Annotated in this window: 31 protein-coding genes; 29 read left to right on the top strand and 2 right to left on the bottom strand. The window is 32.6% G+C overall.

Annotated elements, in window-relative coordinates:
* The first annotated feature begins 27 nt into the window (after positions 1-27).
* From minC to J2Z80_RS10710, 20 genes are all read left to right on the top strand, one after another.
* Entirely contained in the window at positions 28-672 is a 645-nt protein-coding gene (gene minC / locus J2Z80_RS10805; RefSeq protein WP_209454397.1) for a septum site-determining protein MinC, read from the top strand.
* A 44-nt stretch (positions 673-716) separates the two neighbouring features.
* Complete coding sequence (gene minD, locus J2Z80_RS10800) at positions 717-1,520, top strand: septum site-determining protein MinD (protein ID WP_192404013.1); 804 nt, start codon at positions 717-719, stop codon at positions 1,518-1,520.
* Positions 1,521-1,538: 18 nt separating this feature from the next.
* Positions 1,539-1,814: a cell division topological specificity factor MinE gene (gene minE, locus J2Z80_RS10795; protein ID WP_192404011.1), complete on the top strand. Its 276-nt coding sequence runs from the start codon at positions 1,539-1,541 to the stop codon at positions 1,812-1,814.
* Positions 1,815-1,955: 141 nt separating this feature from the next.
* Entirely contained in the window at positions 1,956-3,053 is a 1,098-nt protein-coding gene (gene rodA / locus J2Z80_RS10790) for a rod shape-determining protein RodA (protein ID WP_209454396.1), read from the top strand.
* Positions 3,054-3,077: 24 nt separating this feature from the next.
* On the top strand, positions 3,078-3,473 hold the full coding sequence (gene mgsA / locus J2Z80_RS10785) for a methylglyoxal synthase (protein ID WP_015311399.1): 396 nt from the start codon (positions 3,078-3,080) through the stop codon (positions 3,471-3,473).
* Positions 3,474-3,531: 58 nt separating this feature from the next.
* Positions 3,532-4,278, top strand: coding sequence for a M23 family metallopeptidase (locus J2Z80_RS10780; protein WP_209454395.1), 747 nt, complete (start codon positions 3,532-3,534; stop codon positions 4,276-4,278).
* Positions 4,268-5,131, top strand: a complete 864-nt coding sequence (locus J2Z80_RS10775) for a M50 family metallopeptidase (RefSeq protein ID WP_209454394.1) — start codon at positions 4,268-4,270, stop codon at positions 5,129-5,131. Before J2Z80_RS10780 ends, J2Z80_RS10775 begins: the two co-directional genes overlap by 11 nt.
* Before the next feature lie 9 nt (positions 5,132-5,140).
* Positions 5,141-6,991, top strand: coding sequence for a TIGR03960 family B12-binding radical SAM protein (locus J2Z80_RS10770; protein ID WP_209454393.1), 1,851 nt, complete (start codon positions 5,141-5,143; stop codon positions 6,989-6,991).
* A complete protein-coding gene (locus J2Z80_RS10765; protein ID WP_209454392.1) occupies positions 6,975-7,625 on the top strand; it encodes a TIGR03936 family radical SAM-associated protein in 651 nt (216 codons plus the stop codon). Before J2Z80_RS10770 ends, J2Z80_RS10765 begins: the two co-directional genes overlap by 17 nt.
* A 10-nt stretch (positions 7,626-7,635) precedes the next feature.
* Positions 7,636-9,063: an Rne/Rng family ribonuclease gene (locus J2Z80_RS10760; protein WP_209454391.1), complete on the top strand. Its 1,428-nt coding sequence runs from the start codon at positions 7,636-7,638 to the stop codon at positions 9,061-9,063.
* A 130-nt stretch (positions 9,064-9,193) separates the two neighbouring features.
* Entirely contained in the window at positions 9,194-9,505 is a 312-nt protein-coding gene (rplU, locus tag J2Z80_RS10755; RefSeq protein WP_209454390.1) for a 50S ribosomal protein L21, read from the top strand.
* Positions 9,506-9,510: 5 nt separating this feature from the next.
* Positions 9,511-9,846: a ribosomal-processing cysteine protease Prp gene (locus J2Z80_RS10750; protein WP_209454389.1), complete on the top strand. Its 336-nt coding sequence runs from the start codon at positions 9,511-9,513 to the stop codon at positions 9,844-9,846.
* Positions 9,846-10,133, top strand: a complete 288-nt coding sequence (gene rpmA / locus J2Z80_RS10745) for a 50S ribosomal protein L27 (protein WP_013297628.1) — start codon at positions 9,846-9,848, stop codon at positions 10,131-10,133. The genes J2Z80_RS10750 and rpmA overlap by 1 nt, the downstream gene beginning before the upstream one ends.
* 78 nt (positions 10,134-10,211) lie before the next feature.
* A complete protein-coding gene (locus J2Z80_RS10740) occupies positions 10,212-10,439 on the top strand; it encodes a Spo0B domain-containing protein (protein ID WP_209454388.1) in 228 nt (75 codons plus the stop codon).
* 18 nt (positions 10,440-10,457) lie between these two features.
* Positions 10,458-11,729, top strand: a complete 1,272-nt coding sequence (gene obgE, locus J2Z80_RS10735; protein ID WP_209454387.1) for a GTPase ObgE — start codon at positions 10,458-10,460, stop codon at positions 11,727-11,729.
* A gap of 108 nt (positions 11,730-11,837) precedes the next feature.
* Positions 11,838-12,461, top strand: coding sequence for a nicotinate-nucleotide adenylyltransferase (nadD, locus tag J2Z80_RS10730; protein ID WP_209454386.1), 624 nt, complete (start codon positions 11,838-11,840; stop codon positions 12,459-12,461).
* 4 nt (positions 12,462-12,465) lie between these two features.
* On the top strand, positions 12,466-13,050 hold the full coding sequence (gene yqeK / locus J2Z80_RS10725) for a bis(5'-nucleosyl)-tetraphosphatase (symmetrical) YqeK (RefSeq protein WP_209454420.1): 585 nt from the start codon (positions 12,466-12,468) through the stop codon (positions 13,048-13,050).
* 16 nt (positions 13,051-13,066) lie between these two features.
* Entirely contained in the window at positions 13,067-13,429 is a 363-nt protein-coding gene (gene rsfS / locus J2Z80_RS10720; protein ID WP_209454385.1) for a ribosome silencing factor, read from the top strand.
* Positions 13,430-13,564: 135 nt separating this feature from the next.
* Positions 13,565-14,221 (top strand): helix-turn-helix transcriptional regulator, encoded by a 657-nt coding sequence (locus tag J2Z80_RS10715; protein WP_349292598.1) that lies wholly within the window; start codon positions 13,565-13,567, stop codon positions 14,219-14,221.
* A 112-nt stretch (positions 14,222-14,333) separates the two neighbouring features.
* The gene (locus tag J2Z80_RS10710) at positions 14,334-15,470 is read left to right on the top strand and encodes a DUF362 domain-containing protein (RefSeq protein WP_209454384.1); all 1,137 of its coding nucleotides are present in this window, start codon (positions 14,334-14,336) and stop codon (positions 15,468-15,470) included.
* 18 nt (positions 15,471-15,488) lie between these two features.
* Here the strand turns inward: J2Z80_RS10710 and J2Z80_RS10705 are convergent, their stop codons facing one another.
* On the bottom strand, positions 15,489-16,721 hold the full coding sequence (locus tag J2Z80_RS10705; protein WP_349292599.1) for a D-alanyl-D-alanine carboxypeptidase family protein: 1,233 nt from the start codon (positions 16,719-16,721) through the stop codon (positions 15,489-15,491).
* 147 nt (positions 16,722-16,868) lie between these two features.
* Here J2Z80_RS10705 and J2Z80_RS10700 point away from each other — a divergent pair, with 147 nt between their 5' ends.
* The 3 genes from J2Z80_RS10700 to msrA all read left to right on the top strand — a co-directional run bounded on the left by J2Z80_RS10700 (position 16,869) and on the right by msrA (position 19,140).
* The gene (locus J2Z80_RS10700) at positions 16,869-17,486 is read left to right on the top strand and encodes a helix-hairpin-helix domain-containing protein (RefSeq protein ID WP_209454382.1); all 618 of its coding nucleotides are present in this window, start codon (positions 16,869-16,871) and stop codon (positions 17,484-17,486) included.
* Positions 17,487-17,527: 41 nt separating this feature from the next.
* Entirely contained in the window at positions 17,528-18,589 is a 1,062-nt protein-coding gene (locus J2Z80_RS10695; RefSeq protein WP_209454381.1) for a coiled-coil domain-containing protein, read from the top strand.
* A gap of 65 nt (positions 18,590-18,654) precedes the next feature.
* Entirely contained in the window at positions 18,655-19,140 is a 486-nt protein-coding gene (gene msrA, locus J2Z80_RS10690) for a peptide-methionine (S)-S-oxide reductase MsrA (protein WP_209454380.1), read from the top strand.
* A 44-nt stretch (positions 19,141-19,184) separates the two neighbouring features.
* Here msrA and J2Z80_RS10685 read toward each other — a convergent pair whose 3' ends face one another.
* A complete protein-coding gene (locus J2Z80_RS10685; protein ID WP_209454379.1) occupies positions 19,185-19,661 on the bottom strand; it encodes a phosphatidylglycerophosphatase A family protein in 477 nt (158 codons plus the stop codon).
* A 129-nt stretch (positions 19,662-19,790) separates the two neighbouring features.
* Here J2Z80_RS10685 and gltX point away from each other — a divergent pair, with 129 nt between their 5' ends.
* From gltX to J2Z80_RS10655, 6 genes are all read left to right on the top strand, one after another.
* The gene (gene gltX, locus J2Z80_RS10680; protein ID WP_209454378.1) at positions 19,791-21,233 is read left to right on the top strand and encodes a glutamate--tRNA ligase; all 1,443 of its coding nucleotides are present in this window, start codon (positions 19,791-19,793) and stop codon (positions 21,231-21,233) included.
* Between the two features lie 98 nt (positions 21,234-21,331).
* The gene (locus J2Z80_RS10675; protein ID WP_209454377.1) at positions 21,332-21,757 is read left to right on the top strand and encodes a gamma-glutamylcyclotransferase family protein; all 426 of its coding nucleotides are present in this window, start codon (positions 21,332-21,334) and stop codon (positions 21,755-21,757) included.
* Between the two features lie 275 nt (positions 21,758-22,032).
* Positions 22,033-22,650: a glycerol-3-phosphate responsive antiterminator gene (locus J2Z80_RS10670; protein ID WP_209454376.1), complete on the top strand. Its 618-nt coding sequence runs from the start codon at positions 22,033-22,035 to the stop codon at positions 22,648-22,650.
* Positions 22,632-23,573: a carbohydrate ABC transporter permease gene (locus J2Z80_RS10665; protein ID WP_209454375.1), complete on the top strand. Its 942-nt coding sequence runs from the start codon at positions 22,632-22,634 to the stop codon at positions 23,571-23,573. Before J2Z80_RS10670 ends, J2Z80_RS10665 begins: the two co-directional genes overlap by 19 nt.
* Positions 23,570-24,403 (top strand): carbohydrate ABC transporter permease, encoded by an 834-nt coding sequence (locus tag J2Z80_RS10660; protein ID WP_245301275.1) that lies wholly within the window; start codon positions 23,570-23,572, stop codon positions 24,401-24,403. The genes J2Z80_RS10665 and J2Z80_RS10660 overlap by 4 nt, the downstream gene beginning before the upstream one ends.
* Before the next feature lie 25 nt (positions 24,404-24,428).
* Complete coding sequence (locus J2Z80_RS10655; RefSeq protein ID WP_209454374.1) at positions 24,429-25,652, top strand: ABC transporter substrate-binding protein; 1,224 nt, start codon at positions 24,429-24,431, stop codon at positions 25,650-25,652.
* Positions 25,653-25,731 lie beyond the last annotated feature (79 nt).

Here is a 25,731-nt window from a genome sequence, read left to right as displayed (position 1 = left end):
AGTAAGACTATATTGGGAGGGCAAAAAATGTTAAATGATTATGTAAAAATCCATGGTTCAAAAGATGGATTGGTAATTATCGCCAGTGATGTTTCTGATATAAATGTTTTAAGAGAAAAAATAATTAATAGAATTGAACGTTCACTAACATTTTTTAAAGGTGCACAACTTACGGTAAAAGTTCGCAATTTAAATGTAGATGAGAAAAGTTTGGATCAGTTGAAAGAGCTTATATTAGAAAATTATGGAGTAAATGTCAGATTTAAAAAGATTCAAGATAGGCACCTAAAAAATGTGACAGGTGAAAATGCAATTTTTGATGGACTTGATGAGGGAATGACCAAATTTTACAATGGAACTGTAAGATCAGGTCAAGTTATAAAATACTATGGAAATCTTGTTGTTTTAGGCGATGTAAATCCAGGCGGTATTGTACAAGCATCTGGAAATATTGTTATAATGGGGACTCTGAGGGGAATTGCCCATGCAGGCATATCTGGAAATATCGATTCCATAATTGCGGCATCTAAGATTAATGCCATGCAGCTTCGAATCTCTAACATAATTTCACGTTCACCCGATAATGATATTGAGGCTTTGTATCCCGAAATTGCTTTAGTCAAAAAAAACAAAATAATAGTTAAACCACTTTACTTATATGGAAAAATATAGTAAAATAAACAATTAGAAGAAATACAAGAATGGAGTGAAAATGTATGAGTGAAGTTATAGTTATAACATCTGGTAAAGGCGGAGTTGGAAAAACCACAACTACGGCTAATATAGGTACATATTTGTCAATGAAAGGATTTAAAACAGCATTGGTAGATACTGATATAGGTTTGAGAAATCTTGACGTAGTTATGGGGCTGGAAAATAGGATAGTTTACGACCTAGTTGATGTGGTAGAGGGACAGTGCCGTCTGAAGCAGGCATTAATAAAAGATAAGAGATTTGATGGACTTTACCTTTTACCGGCTGCTCAAACAAGAGATAAAACAGCTGTAAATCCAGAACAGATGCGGGCAATTACTGATGAATTAAGACAGGATTTTGATTATATATTGATAGATTGTCCTGCAGGAATCGAACAAGGCTTTAAAAATGCCATAGCAGGCGCTGATAAGGCTTTGGTGGTTACGACGCCAGAAGTATCTGCAGTGAGAGACGCCGATAGAATAATAGGGCTTTTGGAAGCATCGGATGTACGGGATCACATGCTTATCATAAACAGGATAAAGATGGATATGGTAAAAAGAGGAGACATGATGAATATTGATGATATAATGGATATACTGGCTATAGATTTGCTTGGTGTTATTCCAGATGATGAAAATATAGTCATATCTACAAATAAAGGTGAACCGATTGTTGTTGATGAAAAATCATTAGCTGGACAAGCGTATAGAAACTTGACACAGAGATTGATAGGGGAGGATGTCCCGCTTATAAATCTTGATATTAATTACGGAATTTTAGACAAGTTAAAGAATTTGTTTAAAATTTCTTCTAGTCGGTAGTGCCGGGAGGTGTAATAAATGGATTTATTTAAATCTTTTGGTGGGAAAAGCAATAGTAAAAATGTTGCAAAAGAGAGGCTGCAATTATTGCTTGTTCATGACAGAGCAGACGTATCTCCAAAGCTTTTGGAACTCATGAAAGAAGAAATAATGAATGTAATATCCAATTACGTTGAAATTGATGAAGATGGATTAAATGTAGAAATTACAAAAGAGAAAAAAAGAGATGATACACTTGTACCAGCTTTGCATGCAAATATACCTATAAAAAAGATGAAGAGAAATGTTAGATAACCGGTTTAAGCCGGTTATTTTAGCTTTTCAAATTTTACATATTTTTAAGAATTAAGTTCCTAAATTATATATAGTGAAATCATGTATTCTATGATATAATACAAAATGAAATCTTAATAATAGAGGGGAACTAATAGATTAATGTTTAACAAAAAGTTATGGAAGAATTTTGATTTTGGTCTGTTTATTACGGTTTTATTCATATGTGCATTTAGCGTTGTCGTCATATCAAGTGCATCACATGCAGTAGAAACGGGATCGTACAAAAATGTGATAGTTCAACTTATAGCAGTTTTGGTTGGAATGATTTTTCTGTTTTTTATTATATTGTTTGATTATAATCAGATTGCCAGGCTTTCAAAGATAATTTACGTTTTAAATATTTTAATTCTTATTTCTGTTCTTTTCATAGGGAAGGTAAGCAATGGCGCTCAAAGCTGGATTCATATAGGACCAATTGATGTGCAGCCATCTGAATTTTCAAAAATTGCCCTCATATTAACACTTGCAAATCTTTTTAATGAAATGGGTGAAATAAAGAGTTTTAAAGATTTGGTTGGTCCATTGATTCACGTTGGTATACCATTTATAATTGTAATGCTGCAGCCGGACCTTGGAACAGCTTTAGTTTTTTTAGCAATCTTTATTGGCATGCTTTTTATATCAGGTGTAAGGCCAAAAATTTTTGCGGGATTAATTGCAATGGGTCTGGCGATGCTTCCTGTGGCATATAAGATATTGAAACCATATCAAAGAAATAGGCTTTTATCATTTATAAATCCCAACCTTGACCCAATGGGTTCTGGCTACCACGTAATACAGTCTAAAATTGCAATTGGCTCTGGAATGTTCTGGGGGAAAGGACTTTACAACGGCAGCCAAACACAACTTTATTATTTACCTGAGGCATGGACAGACTTCATTTTTTCTGTAGTTGGTGAAGAATTGGGATTTATCGGTGCAACGGCATTAATAATTCTTTATGCGTATATGCTGTATAGATGCTGGAAGATAGCTGTTATGGCTAAGGATAAATATGGATGTTTAATAGCCGTTGGCATTATGTCGATGTTTACATTCCATATATTCGAAAACATTGGAATGACTGTTGGAATAATGCCTATTACAGGTATACCGTTACCTTTTATGAGTTACGGAGGCAGTTCAATGGTTGCTAACATGATTGCACTTGGGTTGTTATTAAATGTAGGTATGCGAAGGCAAAAGATTAATTTTTAAACTTAGTAAGAGAGGATGGTTAATATGAATATTGCATTAATTGCACATGATATGAAGAAATCTTTGATGATAGATTTTGCAATAGCGTATAAAGACATTTTAGAAAAGTGCAATATATACGCTACAGGGGCTACAGGTCAATTGGTTGAGGAAGCTACAGGGATTAAAGTTAACAAGTTTTTGCCTGGACCAATGGGTGGTGACCAACAGATTGGTGCTATGATTGCAGAAGATAAGATGGATTTAGTCATATTCTTAAGAGATCCATTAACTGCACAGCCCCATGAGCCTGATATATTGGCACTTTTAAGGGTATGCGATGTTCATTCAATACCCCTTGCTACAAATTTAGCTACTGCTGAGGTGTTGATTAAAGGACTTGATGCTGGACTTTTGGAATGGAGAAATGCCGTTAAATGAAAATATCATAAACTTCCTTCATATGTAATATAAATATAGAAAGAAGGAGGTTTATCAAATGAAACCCAACAAATGGCAATCTGGTAGTTATTCTAAAAATGGTTTAAACAATTTAAAGAAATATTTTGGTATGTTTGAAAACCAGTTGATAGTGTGTCTTTTGCTTTTAGGTGTTGCGATGCTTTTTAAGGCTATTAATGTTCCGATGACGAATAAAGCAGTGGCAGAAGTAAAATCTGTACTAAATTATAATTCAAATTATGAAAATACTAAAAAGGGACTTAAACTAGTTATGAGCAAGATACCATCATTAAAAAATGATGTTGTAAAAGTATTTTCTAATAAAACCGAAGATGTGAAGGATACAGTCACGCAAAATGTTAATAGTAAAATGATAAGGCCAATTAGTGGCGACATTGTATCTGTATTTGGGACAAAAGTTGATCCAAATTCAGGGAAAGAGATAAAAAATGATGGTATTGATATAAGTGTTACCAATGATGAGCCAGTAGAAGCTGTATTAGATGGAGAAGTTATGATAGCTGATAATTCTAATCCCGATTGGGGCAAGGTAGTTGTAATAAAGCATAATGGGGATGTTCGTTCTGTTTATGCGTATCTATCTGAAATAGACGTAAAAGTTGGTGATAAAGTATTACAGGGCCAGGTGATAGGAAGGACAGGAAGCGACAAGAATAAAAGCACCACTCTACATTTTGAAATATGGGAAAACGGGAAACCTGTAGATCCAGAGTCAAAGATAAATTTTAATGTTGTAAAAAGTGATGTGCAAAATGAAAATTGATGATCTTAAATTAAAGATAAACCCATTTACGTGGGTTTTTATATTGCTACTCATTATTACAGGTTTTTATATTGAGCTGATAAACATTATTTTGACTGTTGCAATTCATGAGATAAGTCACTACTACGTTGCCAAAAAGCTAAATGTGAACATGATACAAGTTGAAATATTCCCTTTTGGTGGAGCTGCAATTTTTGAAAGCGAAATTTTTATACGGCCTGATTTGGAGATTGTTATTGCATTGGCAGGGCCTTTGTCTAATCTTGTCTTTATTATGATATTGGTAATTTTAAGTGAAGTAACAAGCATTTCTTTTGACTACCTCATTAAAATAAATGTTTTAATGTGTGCATTTAATCTTTTACCAGGTGTTCCTCTCGATGGTGGCAGAGCTTTAAAGGCTATTTTATCCAGTTTTATAGGTATCACGAGAGCCAATAATGTAGCAGTTAAATTTTCTTATGTGATATCATTTTTGCTTATTTACAGTGGTATACTTATGATTATTAATGGCAATAAAAATTATGTACTTATAATTACTGCTATATTTCTCATCATTTCTGCAAAAAAAGAAAGAAAGTTGTCTGCATATTTTAATCTAAGAGATTTGGCTTATAAAAAAGAAGAATTTTACAAGAAAGGTTGTATGAATGTAAAACAGATAGCAGTCCTCGAAAACCAGAAGTTAATAAAGATAATCAATTGTTTTTTGCCATTAAAATATCATATAATAGTTGTGTTGGATAAAAATTTAAGAGAGAAAAAAAGACTTACTGAGACTGAACTTTTCGATTTTGCAGTCAGTAATGGACTATATTTAACGATAGGTGATATCTTAAATAAGCTGAAATAGGAGGTAACAATGTTAGATATTAAAGATAAGTTAGATAAAATATTGATGAAAGTGAGTAAACCTGCCCGTTATATAGGCGGTGAAATAAATTCTGTAATTAAAGATGTAAATAGTGTTGACATCCGGTTTGCCTTTGCATTTCCTGACGTTTACGAAGTCGGAATGTCGCATTTGGGATTGAAAATACTTTATCATCTAATGAACGATAGAGATGATACATATTGCGAAAGGGTATTTGCTCCATGGGTAGATATGGAAAACCTAATGCGAGAAAATGACATACCGCTTTTTTCACTTGAAACTAAAACACCTCTTAATATGTTTGACATTATAGGATTTACGCTGCAATACGAATTAAGCTACACAAACATATTAAACATGTTAGATTTATCTAAAATTCCAGTGAGAAGCAAGGATAGACATGGCTATCCATTAATCATAGCTGGAGGTCCTTGTGCATACAATCCTGCTCCCCTTTCTGATGTTGTGGATTTATTTGTCATAGGAGATGGAGAAGAAATTATCAATGAACTTTTAGATTTAGTTAAGGCTTGTAAAAAAGATGGAGCACCAAAAGAAGTGCTTTTAAGGCGTGCATCTAAAATTCAAGGTGTATATGTTCCATCGTTTTACAGGGAAGTATACAATTGTGATAATACTATTCGCACTATAGAGCCATTAAATGAAGATGTGCCTGCTAAAGTAAAAAAACGCGTAGTAAAAGATTTGGATAAAACGTATCATCCAGATAGACAGATTGTGCCGTTTATAAATACAGTGCACGATAGAATCATATTGGAAGTTTTTAGAGGTTGTACAAGAGGATGTAGATTTTGTCAGGCTGGAATGATTTACAGGCCTGTAAGGGAAAGGTCGAAGAAAACTTTACTTAAATTAGCTGACAAATTAATAAAATCAACCGGATATGAGGAGATTTCTTTGACTTCCTTAAGCACATGTGACTATTCAGAAATAGAAAGTTTGATATATGATTTAATTGAAAAATATAAAGATAGAGGCATTGGAGTAGCACTACCGTCTACCAGGATTGATGCCTTCTCTGTAAATTTACTAAATGAGATACAGAAAGTAAGGAAGACAGGGCTTACACTTGCACCAGAGGCTGGCACGCAAAGGCTGAGAGATGTGATAAATAAAGGTGTTACTGAAAGGGACTTGATAAATTCTACGAGAGAAGCCTTTAAAGCAGGGTGGAGGAGTGTAAAGCTGTATTTTATGCTGGGGCTTCCTAAGGAGACGATGGAAGATGTAAAGGGGATATCAGATCTTGCCCATTTAGTAGCTGATGTATATAAAGATGTGAATGGCAACACAAAGGGACTTAAAATAACAGTAAGCACTTCAACTTTTGTTCCAAAACCATTTACTCCTTTTCAATGGTGTCCTCAAGACGACATGGATACTATAATTAAAAAACAGAATTACCTAAAAGAGCTACTAAAGGGAAAGATTTTCCACTACAATTGGCATGAGCCGAAGATGAGCTTTTTAGAAGCTGTAATTTCTAAAGGCGATAGAAGAGTAGGACAAGCATTGATTAAGGCGTGGGAAAGTGGATGTAAGTTTGATGGCTGGGATGAATTTTTTAAATTTGATAATTGGCTTAAGGCCTTTGAAAGTGTAGGAATCGATCCAAGATTCTATGCTTATAAAGAAAGAGATTTCAAGGAGATATTCCCATGGGATGTGATTGATGCTGGTGTGAAAAAAGATTATCTTGTAAGAGAATACAAAAAGGCGTTGGAAGGAAGACTTACAAATGACTGCAGGTTATATTGTACAGGCTGCGGAATAAAAGATCTTGATGAAGGAGTTGTATGCTTTGAAACTGAGAAGTAAATTTGAAAAAGATGGTGATTTAAAGTTTATCTCTCATTTAGATCTCATGAGGGCGATTGAGAGAGCGATGAGAAGAGCTCAAATAAAGTTTTCACTTTCGAAAGGCTTTAATCCACATCCGCTGTTGTCTTTTGGACCGGCATTGATGATGGGTGCAACGACTCACGGAGACTATTTTGATGTAGTTTTAGAAGATGAAATAGATCCGGAGAAATTTAAAGATGATATGAATAGAACACTTCCAAATGGATTAAAAATAATAGATTGCTATAGAGTTGATGATAAGGACTTGCTGTCAGATAGAGTTGTAGAGGGTGAATATACAATAATTATTGATCTGCTAGACTATGGAAAAGACATGGGAGATATTATTGAAAGATTTTTGAACAAAGATGAAATATTAGCAGAAAAAGACACAAAAAGTGGTAAAAAGATGATTGATTTAAAAAAATACATTGAGGAATTTAAAATATTAAGTGTCCATGATGGCAAAATAAATTTATATCTACGGTTAAAGATTTCTGAAGGTTCACCAGGCCCGATTCATGTTTTGAAGGCTCTTGATGACTTTGCAGGTCATGTTTTTGATTTGGAGAAGATTCTCATAGACAGAAAAAAGCTTATATTAAATTGAGGTGAAATATTTGAAGCGGATTTTATTTGATATAAGTGATAAATTTGATCAAGTAGCGTATTTAGAAGATGGTACGTTGGTTGAGTATCACGTAGAATATCCTGATAATAGAAGCATAGTGGGAAATATTTACAAAGGAAAAGTTAAAAACACCATAAAAGGTATGCAAAGTGCCTTTATAGATATAGGTATAGGTAAAAATGCATATTTATTTATAAGTGATGTAAATAAAAAAGGCAAAGCTGATGAGAATTGTTCAATTACAAAGCTTATAAAACCTGGTCAAGATATAATTGTTCAGGTATCAAAAGATTCTATAGGGTTAAAAAATCCAAAAGTCACAACAAATATATCTTTACCTGGTAAATATGTTGTTTTGTTGCCTGAAACAGATTATGTTGGGATTTCACACCGCATTTATGATGAAGAAAAGCGCTTAGAGTTGATAAACATAGCGAAAAGAGTTAAACCAAATAATATAGGTATTATAATTAGAACAGCAGCGCAAAATGTAAGTGAAAAAGAGTTCGAAAAAGACATTTTGGCTTTATGTTATTTGTACGATGAAATAATTAAAAAATATAAATATGCCAACGCTCCTGAATTAATATACGAAGAGGAGAATTTTATTGTTAAGTATATAAGAGATTTGTCGTCATTTATGGTTGATGAAATAGTGATTAATGATGTTAAACAGTATGAAAAAACCTTGGATTATATAAAAAAGCAGGGGCAAAATGTATCTATAAAATACGAAGAAGGAGACTTAATAGGCTTATATGGTGCTGAAAAGCAAGTTGAAAAACTTTTAGACAAGAAAGTGTGGCTTAAAAGCGGCGGATTTATAATAATTGATAAGACTGAAGCATTGACGGTCATAGACGTAAATACAGGAAAATATGTAGGGAAATCTTCGCTTCAGGAAACTATATTAAAAACAAATATAGAAGCGGCTAAAGAAATAGCGCTTCAATTGAGACTGAGGGATATTGGCGGTATTATAGTTATAGATTTTATCGATATGGACAATGAAAGTGACAGGCAGAAGGTTTTAAAGGTTTTTGAAGAATCGTTAAAAAGCGATAGATCGAAATGCAGTATCCTGGGATTTACTCATTTAGGATTGGTTGAAATGACGAGGAAAAGAGTAAGATCAAATGTAAGCGAGTATTTGCAGGATAAGTGTGAGTGCTGCAAAGGTACAGGGTATATTGTGTCAAACAATATGCTTGTGCTTAAAATTAAGAGAGCAATTGAAAGAATTTTGAGAAATACTAACGCAAAAAAAATTAAAATAATTTCAAATAGAAGAATATTGAATTTAATTAGGCAAAATGATCTAGAGAAAAGATACAAGGAAAAATTTGAAATAGAAATAAATACAGTTTTAGATGATAAGCTTGACATAGATGAATTTCAGGTTGATTACGAATTATGATTGACAATTAATTATTATTATGCTAGAATACACTTTGTAGCCGCTCGGAACGGGTTTTTTAATGCTTCCATTGGGAATGCCTATGGAAGTACCTTGGTTTCGGCGAGACTGGTAAAGAGGAGGTGCCATAGTGTACGCAATTATAGAAACAGGTGGCAAACAATACAGAGTTCAAGAAGGCGATATTCTAGAAGTTGAAAAACTTGATTGTGAAGCTGGTAGTGTGTATTCTTTTGATAAGGTGTTAGCTGTAGCAAAAGACGATGGAACTGTAGATTTTGGCAAACCATATCTTAAAGATGTAAAAGTTGATGCAAAAGTTCTTGAACATGGAAAAGGTAAAAAAATCATAGTTTTTAAGTATAAGCCAAAGAAGAATGAGAGAAAGAAGAAGGGGCATCGTCAGCCGTTTACGAGAGTACAAATTGAGAAGATTATGTAAGTAAAATGATTAGGATTAATATATTTAGAGATGCGGATAACAAAGTACAAAAATTTGAAATCAAAGGACATGCTGGTTATGATGTTTACAATAGAGATATAGTATGCGCCGGCGTTACTGCAGTGGCGCAGACAGCTGTCCTTGGCTTAGAATCACTTAAAACAGTATCCATTAAAAAGAAGATAAGTGATGGATATATGTATGTTGAAATAGAAAATTATGGTACAAATGATGATAGCATTAGATTGTGTGCTATTATTGATACAATGATTTTAGGGCTTAAAGACATTGAAAGGGATTATTCTGCATATGTAAAAGTATTTGATAGGAGGTGTAATTGATGAGGCTACAGTTATTTGCTCATAAAAAAGGTATGGGAAGTACCCGCAATGGTCGTGACAGTGAGTCAAAGCGACTTGGTGTAAAAAGAGCAGATGGCCAATTTGTATTAGCGGGGAATATACTTGTAAGGCAAAGAGGTACAAAGATACATCCTGGAGTTAATGTAGGTAGAGGTAAAGACGATACATTGTTTGCACTTATTGATGGATATGTTGCTTTTGAGAGAAAAGGAAAAGACAAAAAACAGGTAAGTGTATATGAAAAAAGAAAGGAAGTCCTGGCATAAGCCGGGATTTTTCTTTTTTATACCAAGTTATATGGTATAATATATATAAATTATTTATTTAACTTGGGAGTGATACAAATGACAAAAGATGATGAAGAATATTTAGTACGATATATAAATTTAAAGAGGCATGAATATATAAATGATCTTCAGGTTTTGCTTGGTTATGCTCAGCTTGGAAAAACTGATAAAATTTTTGAGTATATTCAAAAAGTTATTGATAAAAGCAATGATGAACGTACTGTATTCAATAGCGGTATGGATAATATTATGAAATACATTAAAAATAAGATTGAAGATAAATAATTTAAAGTAGGTGATGGTGTGTTTATAGATAGTGCAAAAATTTATATAAAGTCGGGAAATGGTGGCAATGGTGTTATCTCATTTAGAAGGGAAAAATATGTGGCGTACGGTGGACCAGATGGGGGTGACGGCGGTAAAGGCGGTGACGTGGTATTTATTACCGATCCTAATATGTCCACATTGATGGACTTTAAATATAAAAGAAAATATGTAGCACCTAGTGGCGAAAATGGAAGCGGCAATAATAAGTACGGTAAAAATGCTGATGATCTATACATAAAAGTGCCTGTTGGCACACAAATACTTAGAGATGATACAAACGAGTTAATTGCTGATCTTACAAAACCTGGTCAGAAAGCTATTGTTTTGAAGGGAGGTAAAGGTGGAAGAGGTAATGCAAAATTTGCTTCAGCCACACTAAAGACTCCTAGATTTGCAGAAAGTGGTGAAGAGGGAAAGGAACTTTATATTCGCTTAGAATTAAAGCTATTGGCTGATGTTGGACTTGTTGGATTTCCAAATGCAGGTAAATCAACTTTATTGGCAGCTTGTACTAACGCCAGACCAAAGATAGCAAACTATCCTTTTACTACTTTATATCCAAATTTAGGTGTAGTTTATCATAAGGGGAAATCTTTTGTCATGGCTGACATACCAGGTCTTATAGAAGGTGCTCATAGAGGAGAAGGACTTGGGTACGACTTTTTGAAGCACATAGAAAGGACAAAATTGATACTGCATATTATTGATGTGTCAAATCCATTGTCAGATCCTATAGATGATTTTAAAAAAATCAATGAAGAAATGTACTTATACAATGATAAGTTAAAAGATATACCTCAGATAGTGGCACTGAACAAAATAGATGCATTAGACACATCATTAATTGATTTAGATGATATAAGCGCAAAAATTCAAAATTTGGGGTATGATGTTTTTAAGATATCTGCAGTAACTGGTATAGGTATTGAAAATTTGCTTGATAAGACTATTGAAATCCTTGATAAGTTTAAAGTTGATGTTGAGGAGAATACAGAAGATGTTATTATTTATAATATGCCAAAAGAAGAGGAAACCGTAGATATAGATATTAAAAATGGTGTATATTATTTAAGTGGTTCTAAAATTGATAGATTATTGAAAAGAGTTAATCTACAAGATGAACACTCTTTAAGGTACTTTGAAACGATATTAAAAAAATCTGGAGTAATAGACATGTTGAAGGAAAGAGGTTTTAAAGATGGTGATACTATAAATGTACGGGATTTTGAATTTGAGTATTACGAATAATCAAAATATCAATAGAGCTTCTTGAATGTTGTCAGTAGTTGCTTATTATTGTATAATTACGTATATAAAAAGCTAATTAATTGAATTTTAACTGGAGGATCTATTTAGATGACAAATAATTTTCTTAGGATTGGCATTATGGGTGGCACGTTTGATCCAATACATTTTGGACATCTTGTAACAGCAGAGGCTGTTAGGGATCAATTTAATCTTGATAAAGTAATATTTGTTCCATCAGGGAATCCACCTCATAAAGTCAAAAGAAATATTACAGATAAACATATAAGATACTTGATGACGATTCTTGCTACTGTTACAAATCCATATTTTGAAGTATCTGCTATTGAAATAGATAGGGAAGGATACACTTATACAATTGATACTTTAAAGGAGTTTAAAAAGATATACGGGGAAAATACGCAGATATTTTTCATAACTGGTGCAGATGCAATACTTGAAATTTTGACTTGGAAAAATGCTGAGGAGCTTTTGCAAATGTGCAATTTTGTTGCGGCAACAAGGCCTGGATATGCTGGTGATAGTATCAGCGAAAAAATAGGTTACATTAAGAAAGTTTATAATAAAGATATATTTCAAGTAACTGTTCCATCATTGGCTATATCCTCAACAGACATACGCAATCGGGTATATGAAGGTAGACCTATAAAATACTTGTTGCCTGAATCTGTAGAAAGGTACATTGAAAAAGCTGGGCTTTATAAAAGAAGGTGATACCATGAATCCTGAATTTTATATTGATAAACTGAAAAAATTATTAAATGAAGATAGATTTAAACATTCTCTAGGTGTGATGGAGACAGCGGAGAAATTAGCTATAAAATATAATGCAGATGTTGAAAAAGCAAAAGTAGCAGGACTTCTTCATGATTGTGCAAAAAATCTCAGCGATGAAGAACTTATTTCATTAGCCAATAAATACAACATTCAATTAGACGATGTTTTGTTAAGGTCACCATCTTTGTTGCATGGACCTGTTGGAGGATATCTTATTGGAGATTGTTTTGGAATACATGATGAAGAAATAAAAAGAGCTATTATGCTTCATACAACTGGAGACAAAGACATGACATTATTAGATAAAATAATATTTTTAGCAGACTACATTGAACCAAATAGAAATTTTGAAGGAGTAGAGGATTTGCGAAAAAAATCATTAAGTGATATTGACGAGGCTGTCATAATAGCATTAGACCAGACCATAAACTATGTCATCAAGAAGCATCAACTGTTATATGTAAAAACAGTGATTGCTCGTAATGATATGATTATTAAAGAAAATTCAACTAAAATACAGATTTAAGTTCGGAGGTATTACATTGGGTAAAGATAGTGCTGAATTAACATTAAAAATTTTAAAGATACTGGATGATAAAAAAGCTTTGGATGTAAAAGCTCTTTATGTGGGGGAATTAACCACAGTAGCTGATTACTTTGTGATAGCCAGTGGTACATCAACTACTCATGTTAAATCTTTGTGTGATGAGGTATTAGAAAGGCTGGAGGAAGAAGGCGTTACGGTAAACCATATTGAAGGGTATAATTCAGCTTCATGGATTTTGATGGATTACGGCAGCATTGTTGTGCATATTTTTACGAAAGATGAGAGGAATTTCTACTCTTTGGAAAGACTTTGGGGTGATGCTAAGGAAATTGCTCTTGACAACGTAATATTTGATTAGTATAATATTTTTAATATAAACCTCCAAGGCCTGCAGATGAAGGCAGGGAGGTTTTTTTCGTAATTTTTTATTCAATAAAATGTTTAATATTTAAATTAGTTTAATTTATATTTTGAAGTTTTAGGGGGGATAAAAGTGCCTACAAAAGTGCATCCGGCTTTAAAAAACATGATACCTATTGTAGACAGCATTGCAAAAACATTTGGGAAAAATTGTGAAGTTGTTTTATATGATTTTTCAAATTTACAAAGTTCTGTAATTGCAGTTGGTAATGGGCATATAACAGGTAGAGAGGTTGGAAATCCTATACCAGAGGTAATTTTGAAATCACTTAAAGCCAATAAAACTGAAAATGAAGTGAATTTTAAGACAAAAGGTAAAGATGGCAAAATACTCAAGTCTACTATTGTTTATATCAAAGATGATGCTGGTAAACCTATTGGCTGTTTATGCATAAATATTGATATTTCTGAATATATAATGGTTAAGAATACGTTAGAGGACCTTTGTGAAATTAATAATGGTGAGGAAACGCCTGTAGAGCCGTACGGAGGCAGCGTAAATGACGTTTTAGAGAACATTGTAAATACTACAATAGAGAACTACGGCAAGCCAGTTAATTTTATGTCAAAAGAAGAAAAGGTCAATATGGTAAAAATGCTAGATGCTAAAGGTACATTTTTAATTAGAGGTGCAATAGATTACGTTGCAAAAATATTGTGCGTGTCCAGATATACTATATACAATTATCTTGATGAAATAAGAGTAGGCGATGATCTAAGTAAATACTGATGTTAATATAATATTGAAAAATTTTACGTAGGAATGTGCTGTGTTGCATTCCTATAACTTTTATTGCTACTCGATATTAAGAAGTATATTGTAATTAAAGGTGGCGTTTATTTTGAATATTGTATCTATTGAAAAGTGTGATTCCTACTCTGCTGATGAAGTAAGAAAAGCTATGGAAAGGTCTTATAAAAATCTTGGTGGTTTAGAAAGGTACATAAAAAAAGGCGATAAGGTCTTTTTAAAGGCAAATTTGTTGAAAAAAAACAAACCAGATGATGCTGTTACAACACATCCAGCAATAGTTGAAGCTGTTGCCAGTACAATAAAAGATATGGGGGCTATTCCTATTATTGGTGATAGTCCTGCAGGACCATTCAGTGAGAGGGCTTTAAGATCCATCTACGAAACGACAGGTATGATAGATGTTGCAAAAAGGACTGGTGCTGAACTAAATTACAATACTGATGAGATAGTTGTTAAAATATCTGATGGGAAACTTATTAAACAAGCGACTTTTATGAAAGCACTTATGGAATGTGATTCGATTATATCACTTCCAAAATTAAAAACACATGGTATGACAGTATATACAGGCGCAGTTAAAAATCAATTCGGTGCCATACCAGGACTTGTGAAGGCTGGGTATCATCTATCAATGCCTGATGTAAAAAACTTTTCAGACATGCTGATTGACATCAATGTCTTTTTAAAGCCGGTTTTATCGATTATGGATGCAGTCATTGCTATGGAAGGGAACGGACCATCGGCAGGTAAACAAAAAAAAGTAGGACTAATTATATCATCTAACGATGTTTTTTCTCTTGACACAGTGGCAACGTTGATAATCGGACTAAATCACGAAGACGCACCAACGGTTTTTATGGCACACAGAAGAGGGCTTGGACGTTTTGAAGATATAAAAATAAAAGGAATGAATATTGAAGAAGCTAAAGTCAGTAACTTTGATATACCAACTTTGAGAGGATTTAGTGTCACTGAAAAAATACCATCATTTTTAATGAAGTATTTAGATAAGCATGTAAAGCCGTATCCAATTTTTGATTATGATGTATGCAAAAGTTGTGGAATATGCGTATCTAATTGCCCTCCTAAAGCATTAAAAATGATAGATAAAAAACCTACTGTTGATCTTAAAACCTGTATAAGATGTTTTTGCTGCCAGGAATTATGTCCTCATAAAGCAGTAAGCATAAAAAGGCCATATATTGCAAGATTATTTTACAGATAAAAAAGGGGCTATGCCCCTTTATTTTATAAATATAAATCTGTTTTTTGCTCTTTTTCTTCGCCAAAGCACAACTGAAACTAAAATAGCAAATAATCCCAATATCAATTCAATATACGATCTTATCGTACCATAATCTTTTATTATTGTAGTTCCATCGCTATTGTAATAGGTTCCTAAGTAATTTTTGTAGACTGATTCATCTGCAACAAGCTGCACACTGCCAATACTTTTGCCATCAAAAGTGAAATCAATTTTACCCAATACAGCGCCTTTTTTAATAGGTGCTTTAATATTATCTTCTAATGTTATGTTTGATTTAATGTTGTTTTCTTCACCTTTGGGTACAGCGTAATAGAAAGAATCTTTTGCTATTAGAGGCAATTTGAATTTCACTTTTCCAACATCTGCATATGTTACAATAGAATCTTTTTCAAGAGGATTGACTAATGTATAATTGTTAAATCCGTAATTAAGCAATTTTATTGTATCTGACCATATGTTAGTTCCCACATCTCCCATTATGACCGATATTAACCTATGACCATTTCTTGTGGCAGAACCGACAAAAACTTGATTTGCGGCGATAGTGTAACCTGTCTTTACGCCATCTGCTCCATCATAGTGGAAACTTGAAGGTTTTATAAGTCTGTTGCTAATCCATAAATCTCTTGGCTTGTCAAACTTATTGGTAGGGGGTATCTGATAATGTATCGTGCTTACAATTTTTCTAAATGTCGCATTTTCCATTGCATATCGCGCAATTAATGCCATATCATATGGTGTCGAATAGTGATTATTATCTGGCAATCCATTAGGGTTGACAAAATGACTATCATTTGCTCCTATCTCTTTTGCCTTTTTATTCATCATATCAGCAAATACCTGTACACTGCCACCAATATGATCGGCAACTGCAATTGCAGCGTCATTAGCAGATTCAAGTAACATTGCATAAAGCAGTTGTTCCAACGTAAGCTGTTCACCAGGAACTAAGTAAATAGAATTACCATCGATATTCTTAACATCGTCGTTTACAGTTACAACATCGTTTAGTTTTCCTTTTTCTATAGCTATGATTGCAGTTAAGATTTTTGTTGTGCTTGCAGGATACATCTTTTGATGCATATTCTTATCGTAAAGCACTTGTCCTGTAGTGAAATCCATTAATACTGCGGTCGGACCCACTATCTGAGGTGGACTTTCAATTGCGTACACACGAGGGATAAAACTTATTAAAAATATAAATGCCATAATAAAAGTAAAAGTTTTTTTCATACTTTTGCCTCCATTTTGCGCTTATAATTTTAGTATACCAAAAAAATATAAAATTTAAAAAGGAATTTATATAAAAATGTAGAAATATTTATATAAATAAATAAAATCGGCGAGAGGTGAAACATGTTTAAATTAACTAAAAACCAACAGTATGGAATAATCATATTGCTTGCTGTAGTACTTTTTACAACAGGATATTTTATTTTTGAAAAAAATAAAAACAATGACAGTAACATTGATATGAGCTTAAAAAGCACTGATTCGGTCTTAAATGCAGGTAATACAAATGAAATAGTAAGCAATGAAAAGCCCAAAGAAATAAAAGTCTATGTGACAGGACTTGTTAAATCACCTGGTGTATATACAATGAAAGATGGTGACAGGATTGATGACGCTATAAAACTTGCAGGTGGTGCTTTGGAAGGTGCAGATCTTTCCAACATAAATTTGGCCGAGAAAGTGAAAGATGAGCAAATGATAAAGATACCAAAAGTTGGAGAAGATAATAGTTCCACAGGAGGAATCGGTGATGTTAAAAAAGCTGATGGCAAGATAAACATAAATAAGGCTACAAAAGAAGAGCTTGATACATTGCCGGGAATCGGTGAAGTCACTGCACAGCGTATAATCGACTTTAGAGAACAACATGGGAATTTTCAAAAAATAGAAGATATTATGAATGTTTCAAGGATTGGTCCAAAATTATTTGAGCAAATAAAAGACAAGATAACAGTAGACTAAAATGTAAATTTGTTCCATATAGAACATTATGGGGAGAAATTATGAAGAAATATATATCGATAATACTAGTTTTTTGCTTAATAGTTTCCGAAATTACGATAGTTTATTCTGACCCTGCATCTGACTTAAAAAATGCCCAGTTGGAAGAGAAAAAAATTGTTCTCGAATTGTTTAATTTAAACATGGAAAAAGCCAGATCATTAAGGCTTCTTGACCAAATTAATATGGAAATCATCAATATTAATGAGAAAATCGATTCTATGGAAAAAGAAATATCCAGCTTAAATCAAGATATTGTAAGAGAAAGAAATAACGTAAAAAGTTGGTTCAGATTCTTATATATGAATGGAACAAATACCATCTTATCGTTACTATTAATGTCAAATAATGCATCAGAGCTTTTGCATAGGTTAATATACATAGACATAATTACTAATTATTTTTACAGTAAATTAGATCACATAAACTACCTTTTGAAGAATAAAAAATCTGAAGAAGAAGCATTAAACAATCAGCGCAATGATCTAAAAAAGAAACTGGATGAACAAAAAAATATGGTACTTAAGATTGAACAGTTAGAATCTAGCAAAAATGCAATGCTAGTCAATATTAAAAGGCAAATTGGTGATTATCAGAAAATATTAAGCTTAAGTGAGTCGTTGGAGACTAGCATACCATCTCTTGATTTTTTGCTAAATAATATTTCTAAACTGCCTTGGGACAGTTTACAGCCCGATAACATTGATATCCAGTTTGATGCTGTTTCAGCTTCCCTCAGCGATGTATCGATAAGCAATATGATTGATAATTATGATGTCATGCTAAAAAATGTAAAAATTGCATTCGATGATAGTGGCTTTACATTAATTGATGGAGACAATTATACTTTAGAAGGGATCTTTAAAGTAGATGGGGGCAAAATAAATTTTAATATTGAATCAATTGATGTAAAGGGTGTTGAGATAACAGGAGAATATTTAAATAATCTCATTAAAAATTATAATACCGTTTTAGATTTTGAAAGTCCTTTAAAACAATATAAATTAGATAGTGTTGAGACAGCCAATGGTGAAGTGAAATTTAAATTGGTAAGAATAAAATAAGAATGTTTTTCTTTGACAACTTTGTATGGTAAACTTATATTAGATTTTGACGAGGAGGAATAGCGATGAAAGAAATAGTTTTAGCTGGAGGGTGTTTTTGGGGTGTTCAAGCTTATTTTGACACTATAGATGGTGTTGTTGAAACCAAAGTTGGTTATGCAAACGGAAACAAAAAAAATCCAACATACGAAGAAGTCTGCACAAACACAACAGGCTTTGCAGAAGCTTGTCACATAAAGTACGATGAAAACATAATATCACTGGAAGATTTATTAAGAAATTATTGGAAGATTATAAATCCAACACTTAAAGACAGACAAGGCAACGATATAGGGACGCAATACCGTACGGGCATTTACTATATTGATAGTGATGATGCTGACATCATAATAAAATCGAGGGATGAAGAACAAAAAAAATATGATAAACAAATAGTGACTGAAATTGAGCCATTAAAGAACTTTTATGATGCAGAAGAATACCATCAGAAATATCTTGAGAAAAATCCTAATGGCTATTGCCACATTCCAAGAGAGCTTTTTAAAAAATGATTAAATGAAGGGGCCTAAATATTAAAAATAGCCCCTTTTAATATTTAGTTAGATTTTTCGCTTTTAATTGAATGAGCTATCCTAGAGCAGGCAGCTGCTATTATTGCGGCAACCAGATCATCTATGAATGTATTGCATCTTTCATCCTTATGTTCATTCAAGATTCCAATTATGCCAAGTTTGATCTTATCTAAATACCCAAAGTTTGTAAGTCCTATTGAACCGTATATATTAGTAATACTTAATGCTAATATTTCATCAATTCCATAAAGGGGTTCATCTCTTTTAAGGATTGAAAGCAAAGGTTCCTCAAGCATGTTTTTTTCTGCCAGTTTATCAAGGGTTATACCTGTTAAAACAGCATTTTGAACTTCTCTTTTATCTAGAACAGAATTTAAGCTTTCTATTGCTTCTTCTCTTGTCAAATCATAATATTTCTTTTGAAGTTCTAAGACAAGATCTGCCATATCCTCAATAGTAACTCCTCGTTCTTTAAGCAAATTTACTATGATATCCTTCATAACGTACCTCCTAATATTGAAAATTTGGTATATAACCATATAATATGATGGATTGTTGAAAAATATTATATATTACAGTATAATCTAAATTAGTTTGAAATCCAATAGACAGTTGAAAGGGATGTTTATATGAGGGATGTTAGAGTAAGGTTTGCACCAAGTCCTACAGGTAATTTACATATTGGCGGTGCAAGGACTGCACTATTTAATTGGCTTTTTGCAAGGCATAACAATGGTAAAATGATTTTAAGAGTTGATGATACAGATTTAGAGCGTTCAACAGGAGATTCTATGAAGGCTATAATAGATGGGCTAAAGTGGCTTGGAATTGATTGGGATGAAGGACCTATATACCAGTCCAAAAGGTTAGATTTGTACAAAAATTATGCGGATAATTTAGTAAAAGAAGGTAAAGCCTATTATTGTTTTTGTACGAAAGAAGAACTTGATGAAATGAGAAATGAGGCCCAAAAAGCAGGCAAGCCTCCTATGTATACAGGGAAATGTCGAAATTTATCGGCTGATGAAGTAAAAAAATATATGGATGAAGGCAAGAAATATGTTATAAGGCTTAAGGTGCCGAAGGAAGGGAAAACGATCGTACATGACATAATAAGAGGTGATGTTGAATTTGACAATTCAACGTTTGATGATTTTATTATAATGAAATCTGACAATATGCCAACTTATAACTTTGCAACTGTAATTGATGACTATGATCTTAAGATAAGCCACATAATAAGAGGGGAAGAGCACCTATCCAATACGCCTAAACAGATTCTTATATATGAGGCCTTAGGATTTGAGAAGCCAAACTTTGCACATGTTTCTATGATATTAGCACCTGATAGAAGCAAACTCAGCAAAAGGCATGGGGCTACATCAGTACAGGAATTTAGAGACCTAGGTTATCTTCCAGAGGCAATCATAAATTATATAACGTTACTTGGATGGATTCCCTCTGATGGTGAGGAAGTATTTACGACTGAAAAAAGCATAAAAGAATTTACTTTAGATAGAGTATCTAAAAATCCTGCAATATATGATACGAAGAAGCTGACTTGGTTAAATGGTATTTATATAAGGAACTGTGATATTGATAGATTGACAAAAGAAGTCATACCGTTTTTAATTAATAAAGGTTTAATAGGCGATAACTATGATTACGATTATATTAAAAAGATTGTGAGTGCTATAAGAGAAAGAGAAAAAACTTTAAATGAAATCGCCGATGCGATGTCTTATTATTTTAATGATGAGTTTGATTATGATGAAAAGGGTGTAAAAAAATATTTTGAAAAAAATGGCGTTGATAATATACTTAAGGAAGCCATTAAAGTATTAGACAAAGTAGATGATTTTAATTTAGTTGAGACTGAGAAAGCATACCGTGATTTAATAGAAAAATTAGATATAAAAAGTGGGGATTTGTTTCATCCAACGAGGCTTGCTATATCAGGAAGGACGTTTGGACCGGGATTATTTGATATAATGGAGCTATTAGGCAAGGAAAAGACGATTGAAAGGATAAAAAAAGCTGTAAAGTACATTGAAAATCTTAAAGGAGAATAAGAGGACATTGTGTTCTCTTATTTTTTTAAGTTTAAATATAATTTTTATGGTTAACTTTTTACGATATTAAATTCAGTAATTTAAAAGGAGGCCATCTTATGGGTAAACTATATTTGGCATATGGAAGCAATATGAACTTTGCGCAAATGTTGAAAAGATGCCCTAAGGCAAAATTAATAGGTCCGGCAATCATTAAAAACTGGAAACTTGTATTTAGGGGTAAAGATAAAAATGCCTTTGCTACTATTGAGCCGTCAGATAATAGTGAAGTTCCTGCTCTTTTATGGGAAATAGAAAAGTCAGACGAAGATGCTTTAGATATGTATGAAGATTATCCGAATCTCTATCACAAAGAAATTGTAGAAGCAATATGTGAAGATAAGCCAGTAAAAGCAATGGTTTATATAATGAACCCGGGAAATGATATAGGAAGACCTAGTAAGAGATATTACAATATTATAAAACAGGGTTATATAGATGCAGGGTTTAATATTGAACTACTTGAAGAAATCTTAAAAAATTAACATAAACGTAACATGTACTTAATATCAACATAACATTTATCTTGTAATATTAAAAATGACAAGTATATATAAATTTTCAGGTTGGAGATGAAGAGAAACCGTTAATGTGATTGACAATTTCATAAATAAATTGTTAATCTCAATAGGTTTCTTTTTTTAATGCTATACGCGTTATTGATGAAATTCACATATAATTAGAATTTCTATAACTGCTATTGACAAAATTACTGTTTAGTAATTGTAAAATCACTGTTTAAGATGTAGGAGGTGAGATATTGAAAAAAGATGAGTTTATAGAAAGGCTAAAATGCAATAAATTGATTGCTGCTGTCAAAGAAGAAAAGCATATTGAAAAAGCAATTAATAAAAACTTAAGCGGTGTGTTTTTACTTACTGGGAATATCGGCGTTATAAAAAGATATGTAGACTTTTATAGATCTCATGATATGTTTGTCTTTGTTCACATAGAAAAAATAGGTGGTATAAGCTTTGATAAAGAAGGACTTGAATTTGTTGCAAATTATGTAAAACCAGATGGAGTAATTACAACTAAAAATAATCTAATAAAGATTGCAAAGAAATTCGATATATTGACAATTCAGAGGTGTTTCATGATAGACACAGATGCGTTAAAAAAGACGATAGAAATTTCTAAAGAAGCACAGCCTGATTTTATCGAACTTATGCCAGCTTTGATGCCTGATGTAATTTATGAATTTACTAAAAATGCAAAAGAACTAGTAATAAGTGGTGGATTAATTAAAACAAGTGAACACATGATAAATGCATTATTAAGCGGTGCAATCGCAGTATCAACAGGTGATCCAAAATTGTGGGATATAAACATATCAAAAATGTTAGAGGATGTGTCACAGTGGAAAAATCGGAAATAATTATAAAACATGGAAAAACTTTAGATGATAGCCAAATAAAAGGTAATGTTATAAGATTTAAAAATAATATTGAGCCATATCTATATCTTTTTCCGTCTACTATAATTTTTGCAGCATTTGTATTTTATCCATTCTTAAAAACTATTTATATCAGCCTATTTTTGACAGATCCACAAGGTTATTTAAGCCAATTTGTGGGGATAAAAAATTACGTGGATATGTTTAAATCAACTGATTATCTAAATAGTATTTATTTAACATTGAAATTTGCGGTTATGACAGTACCTTTTGAAATGATTATTGCATTTATTCTGTCAGTCTTTGCTAACGCAAAGCTTAAAGGTATTGGAGTGTTTAGAACATTATATGCATTGCCAATTGCAATATCATCGGCATCGGCTGCAATTATATGGATGCTTTTATTCAATCCCAGCATAGGATTTATTAATTACATACTTAGTTTTTTCGGCATTCATGGAATTGGATGGCTTACAGATGCAAATTATGGCATGTTCTCTGTATCAATAGTAAATGTATGGTTAAATATAGGCATTAACTTTGTATTTATGCTTGCAGGACTGCAAGGTATATCAAGGGAACTTTATGAAAGTGCCGAAATAGATGGGGCAAATATTTTTGTACAGCAGATTAAAATAACCATACCAATGCTTTCACCAACACTATTTTTTCTTCTTGTTATTAATATAATAAATGCTTTTCAAGAATTTGGTGTGATCAATATTATGACACAAGGCGGCCCTGTTAATTCTACAAATGTCATGGTTTATTCAATATATAGGGATGCATTCTTTAATTTTAGATTTGGCAATGCAGCGGCAGAATCGATAATTCTTTTTATACTGCTTTTAATATTTACATTGTTGCAATTTATATCTGGTGAAAAGAAGGTGTTCTACAAATGACAGATTACATGAAGTGGTTAATAAGGAGATTTTCACTTTATTTAGTTAATATTATTTTAGCAATTATCGTGATTTTCCCTATCATATATGCTTTGTCAATAAGTTTGATGCCTGCCAGTGAGGCATTTCAATATCCTCCAAAATTAATACCACATTCGCTGTATTTGGGAAACTACATTGAGGTCCTTAATTCTGTTCCGATACTAAGATTTATACTAAATAGCTTTATAGTTTCGGCAATTGTCACAATAGGGCAGATATTGACATCGAGCCTTGCAGCATATGCATTTGCATTTTACGAATTTAAAGGAAAGAATATAATTTTTGCAATATTTCTATCAACTATGATGATTCCCGGAGAGGCTATAATAATAGCAAATTACCTTACTATACGGCAATTAAACTGGTTAAATACATATGCCGGGCTTATTATACCATATTTAAGCTCAGCCTTAGGAATATTTTTATTAAGGCAGTTTTATTTAACTATACCGAAAGATTATTATGAGGCAGCGCAGCTTGATGGCTGCAAAAGGTTTGAATTTCTGATAAAAGTGGTAATGCCCCTTTCAAGACCGGCAATCGGTTCTTTAGCTGTATATTCTTTTTTGATGACATGGAATCAGTACATGTGGCCCCTCTTAATAACTAATACAGACAACATGAGAACAGTGCAGATAGGTATAAGCATGCTTCAGTGGTCTGATTCACAATCATTTGGACTTATTATGGCAGGCGTAATCATGATTTTACTTCCATCAATTATAACATTTATATTTGGACAAAAGCAGCTTATAGAGGGCTTAAATGCCGGAGCATTGAAAGGTTAAAATATTAAAAGAAAGGATGAAAAAAATGAAAAAGCTTAAGAGAATTTTATCTATTGCATTAATTGGAAGTGTATTATTATCAGCGACAGCATGTTCAAATGGTACAAAACAGGCAACAACATCTAATACAAAGACAAACGAAAACAAAGTTATAGAGCTTACATTCTGGCATGCAATGGGTGGTAAAGGCGGAGAAGCAATAAATAAGATGGTGAAGGACTTTAATCAATCACATCCAAATATCAAAGTTACGGCACAGTATCAAGGAACATATGATGATGCATTAAACAAGTTGAAGACATCTGAACAGTCAAAAGCAGGTCCAGATATTATGCAGGTATATGATATAGGCACTAAATTTATGATTGACAGTAAATGGGTAACACCTGTACAGAAATTTATCGATGAGGACAAATTTGATACATCTAAACTTGAGCCAAACCTTTTAAAATACTATACAGTTGATAATAAATTATATTCAATGCCATTCAATTCATCAACTCCAATATTGTATTACAATAAAAATGCATTTAAAGAAGCTGGAATAGATCCTAATAAACCTCCTAAGAATTTCAGTGAAATAGAAGAATATGGAAAGAAACTTTTAAAAAAAGATGCATCGGGAAAAGTTACGCAATACGGGTATTCGATGGCAATATATGGTTGGTTCTTTGAACAATTTATGGCAAAACAAGGTGCATTATATGCCAACAATGGTAATGGCAGAGATAAAGAGGCAACAGCCGTAGCATTTAATAATGATGCTGGATTAAATATTATCAACTGGTGGAAAAAACTTGTTGATGAGGGTATCGCAGGTAATTTTGGAAGGAAAACAGATGATACAAAGAATGCTTTTATTGCAGGTCGTACAGCAATGATAATAGAATCAACAGCATCATTAAAATCGATATTAGACGGTGTTGGAAATAAATTTGAAGTTGGAACAGCATATTTACCTGCGCTAAATGATAATAAAGATGGTGGAGTAGTAATAGGTGGTGCCTCATTGTGGATACTAAATAATAAATCAGATGAATACCAAAAAGCCGCATGGGAATTTATTAAATTTATGGTTTCTCCCAAAGAACAGGTATTTTGGAATGAAAATACAGGATATTTCCCTGTAACAAAGGAAGCTTATGATTTGCCTGAAATGAAGATGCACCTTGAAAAGTATCCGCAATTTGAAACGGCTATTGAACAGCTTCATTCAACACCAATAAACAGAGCAGTTTGTGTCAAGTAGTTGTTGGCAAATTTTTTTCTTCAAATTTTATTCACATAATGTTTAATGTATTGTGAATTTTCATGCAATTGTTTTTACT

Origin of the sequence: Thermoanaerobacterium butyriciformans, assembly GCF_017874545.1 — a bacterium.
Taxonomy (GTDB): Bacteria; Bacillota; Thermoanaerobacteria; order Thermoanaerobacterales; family Thermoanaerobacteraceae; genus Thermoanaerobacterium; species Thermoanaerobacterium butyriciformans.
This window is presented reverse-complemented; position numbering and strand designations above follow the sequence as displayed.

Bases quoted from the DNA above. Each gene is read 5' to 3' on its own strand.
- minC (WP_209454397.1), top strand. From the start codon at position 28: ATGTTAAATGATTATGTAAAAATCCATGGTTCAAAAGATGGATTGGTA.
- minD (WP_192404013.1), top strand. From the start codon at position 717: ATGAGTGAAGTTATAGTTATAACATCTGGTAAAGGCGGAGTTGGAAAA.
- rodA (WP_209454396.1), top strand. From the start codon at position 1,956: ATGTTTAACAAAAAGTTATGGAAGAATTTTGATTTTGGTCTGTTTATT.
- J2Z80_RS10675 (WP_209454377.1), top strand. From the start codon at position 21,332: ATGGGTAAACTATATTTGGCATATGGAAGCAATATGAACTTTGCGCAA.
- gltX (WP_209454378.1), top strand. From the start codon at position 19,791: ATGAGGGATGTTAGAGTAAGGTTTGCACCAAGTCCTACAGGTAATTTA.
- rpmA (WP_013297628.1), top strand. From the start codon at position 9,846: ATGAGGCTACAGTTATTTGCTCATAAAAAAGGTATGGGAAGTACCCGC.
- J2Z80_RS10695 (WP_209454381.1), top strand. From the start codon at position 17,528: ATGAAGAAATATATATCGATAATACTAGTTTTTTGCTTAATAGTTTCC.
- msrA (WP_209454380.1), top strand. From the start codon at position 18,655: ATGAAAGAAATAGTTTTAGCTGGAGGGTGTTTTTGGGGTGTTCAAGCT.
- J2Z80_RS10700 (WP_209454382.1), top strand. From the start codon at position 16,869: ATGTTTAAATTAACTAAAAACCAACAGTATGGAATAATCATATTGCTT.
- J2Z80_RS10705 (WP_349292599.1), bottom strand. From the start codon at position 16,721: ATGGCATTTATATTTTTAATAAGTTTTATCCCTCGTGTGTACGCAATT.
- J2Z80_RS10750 (WP_209454389.1), top strand. From the start codon at position 9,511: ATGATTAGGATTAATATATTTAGAGATGCGGATAACAAAGTACAAAAA.
- yqeK (WP_209454420.1), top strand. From the start codon at position 12,466: ATGAATCCTGAATTTTATATTGATAAACTGAAAAAATTATTAAATGAA.
- J2Z80_RS10740 (WP_209454388.1), top strand. From the start codon at position 10,212: ATGACAAAAGATGATGAAGAATATTTAGTACGATATATAAATTTAAAG.
- J2Z80_RS10770 (WP_209454393.1), top strand. From the start codon at position 5,141: ATGTTAGATATTAAAGATAAGTTAGATAAAATATTGATGAAAGTGAGT.
- J2Z80_RS10655 (WP_209454374.1), top strand. From the start codon at position 24,429: ATGAAAAAGCTTAAGAGAATTTTATCTATTGCATTAATTGGAAGTGTA.
- mgsA (WP_015311399.1), top strand. From the start codon at position 3,078: ATGAATATTGCATTAATTGCACATGATATGAAGAAATCTTTGATGATA.
- J2Z80_RS10775 (WP_209454394.1), top strand. From the start codon at position 4,268: ATGAAAATTGATGATCTTAAATTAAAGATAAACCCATTTACGTGGGTT.
- J2Z80_RS10660 (WP_245301275.1), top strand. From the start codon at position 23,570: ATGACAGATTACATGAAGTGGTTAATAAGGAGATTTTCACTTTATTTA.
- nadD (WP_209454386.1), top strand. From the start codon at position 11,838: ATGACAAATAATTTTCTTAGGATTGGCATTATGGGTGGCACGTTTGAT.
- J2Z80_RS10685 (WP_209454379.1), bottom strand. From the start codon at position 19,661: ATGAAGGATATCATAGTAAATTTGCTTAAAGAACGAGGAGTTACTATT.
- minE (WP_192404011.1), top strand. From the start codon at position 1,539: ATGGATTTATTTAAATCTTTTGGTGGGAAAAGCAATAGTAAAAATGTT.
- J2Z80_RS10780 (WP_209454395.1), top strand. From the start codon at position 3,532: ATGAAACCCAACAAATGGCAATCTGGTAGTTATTCTAAAAATGGTTTA.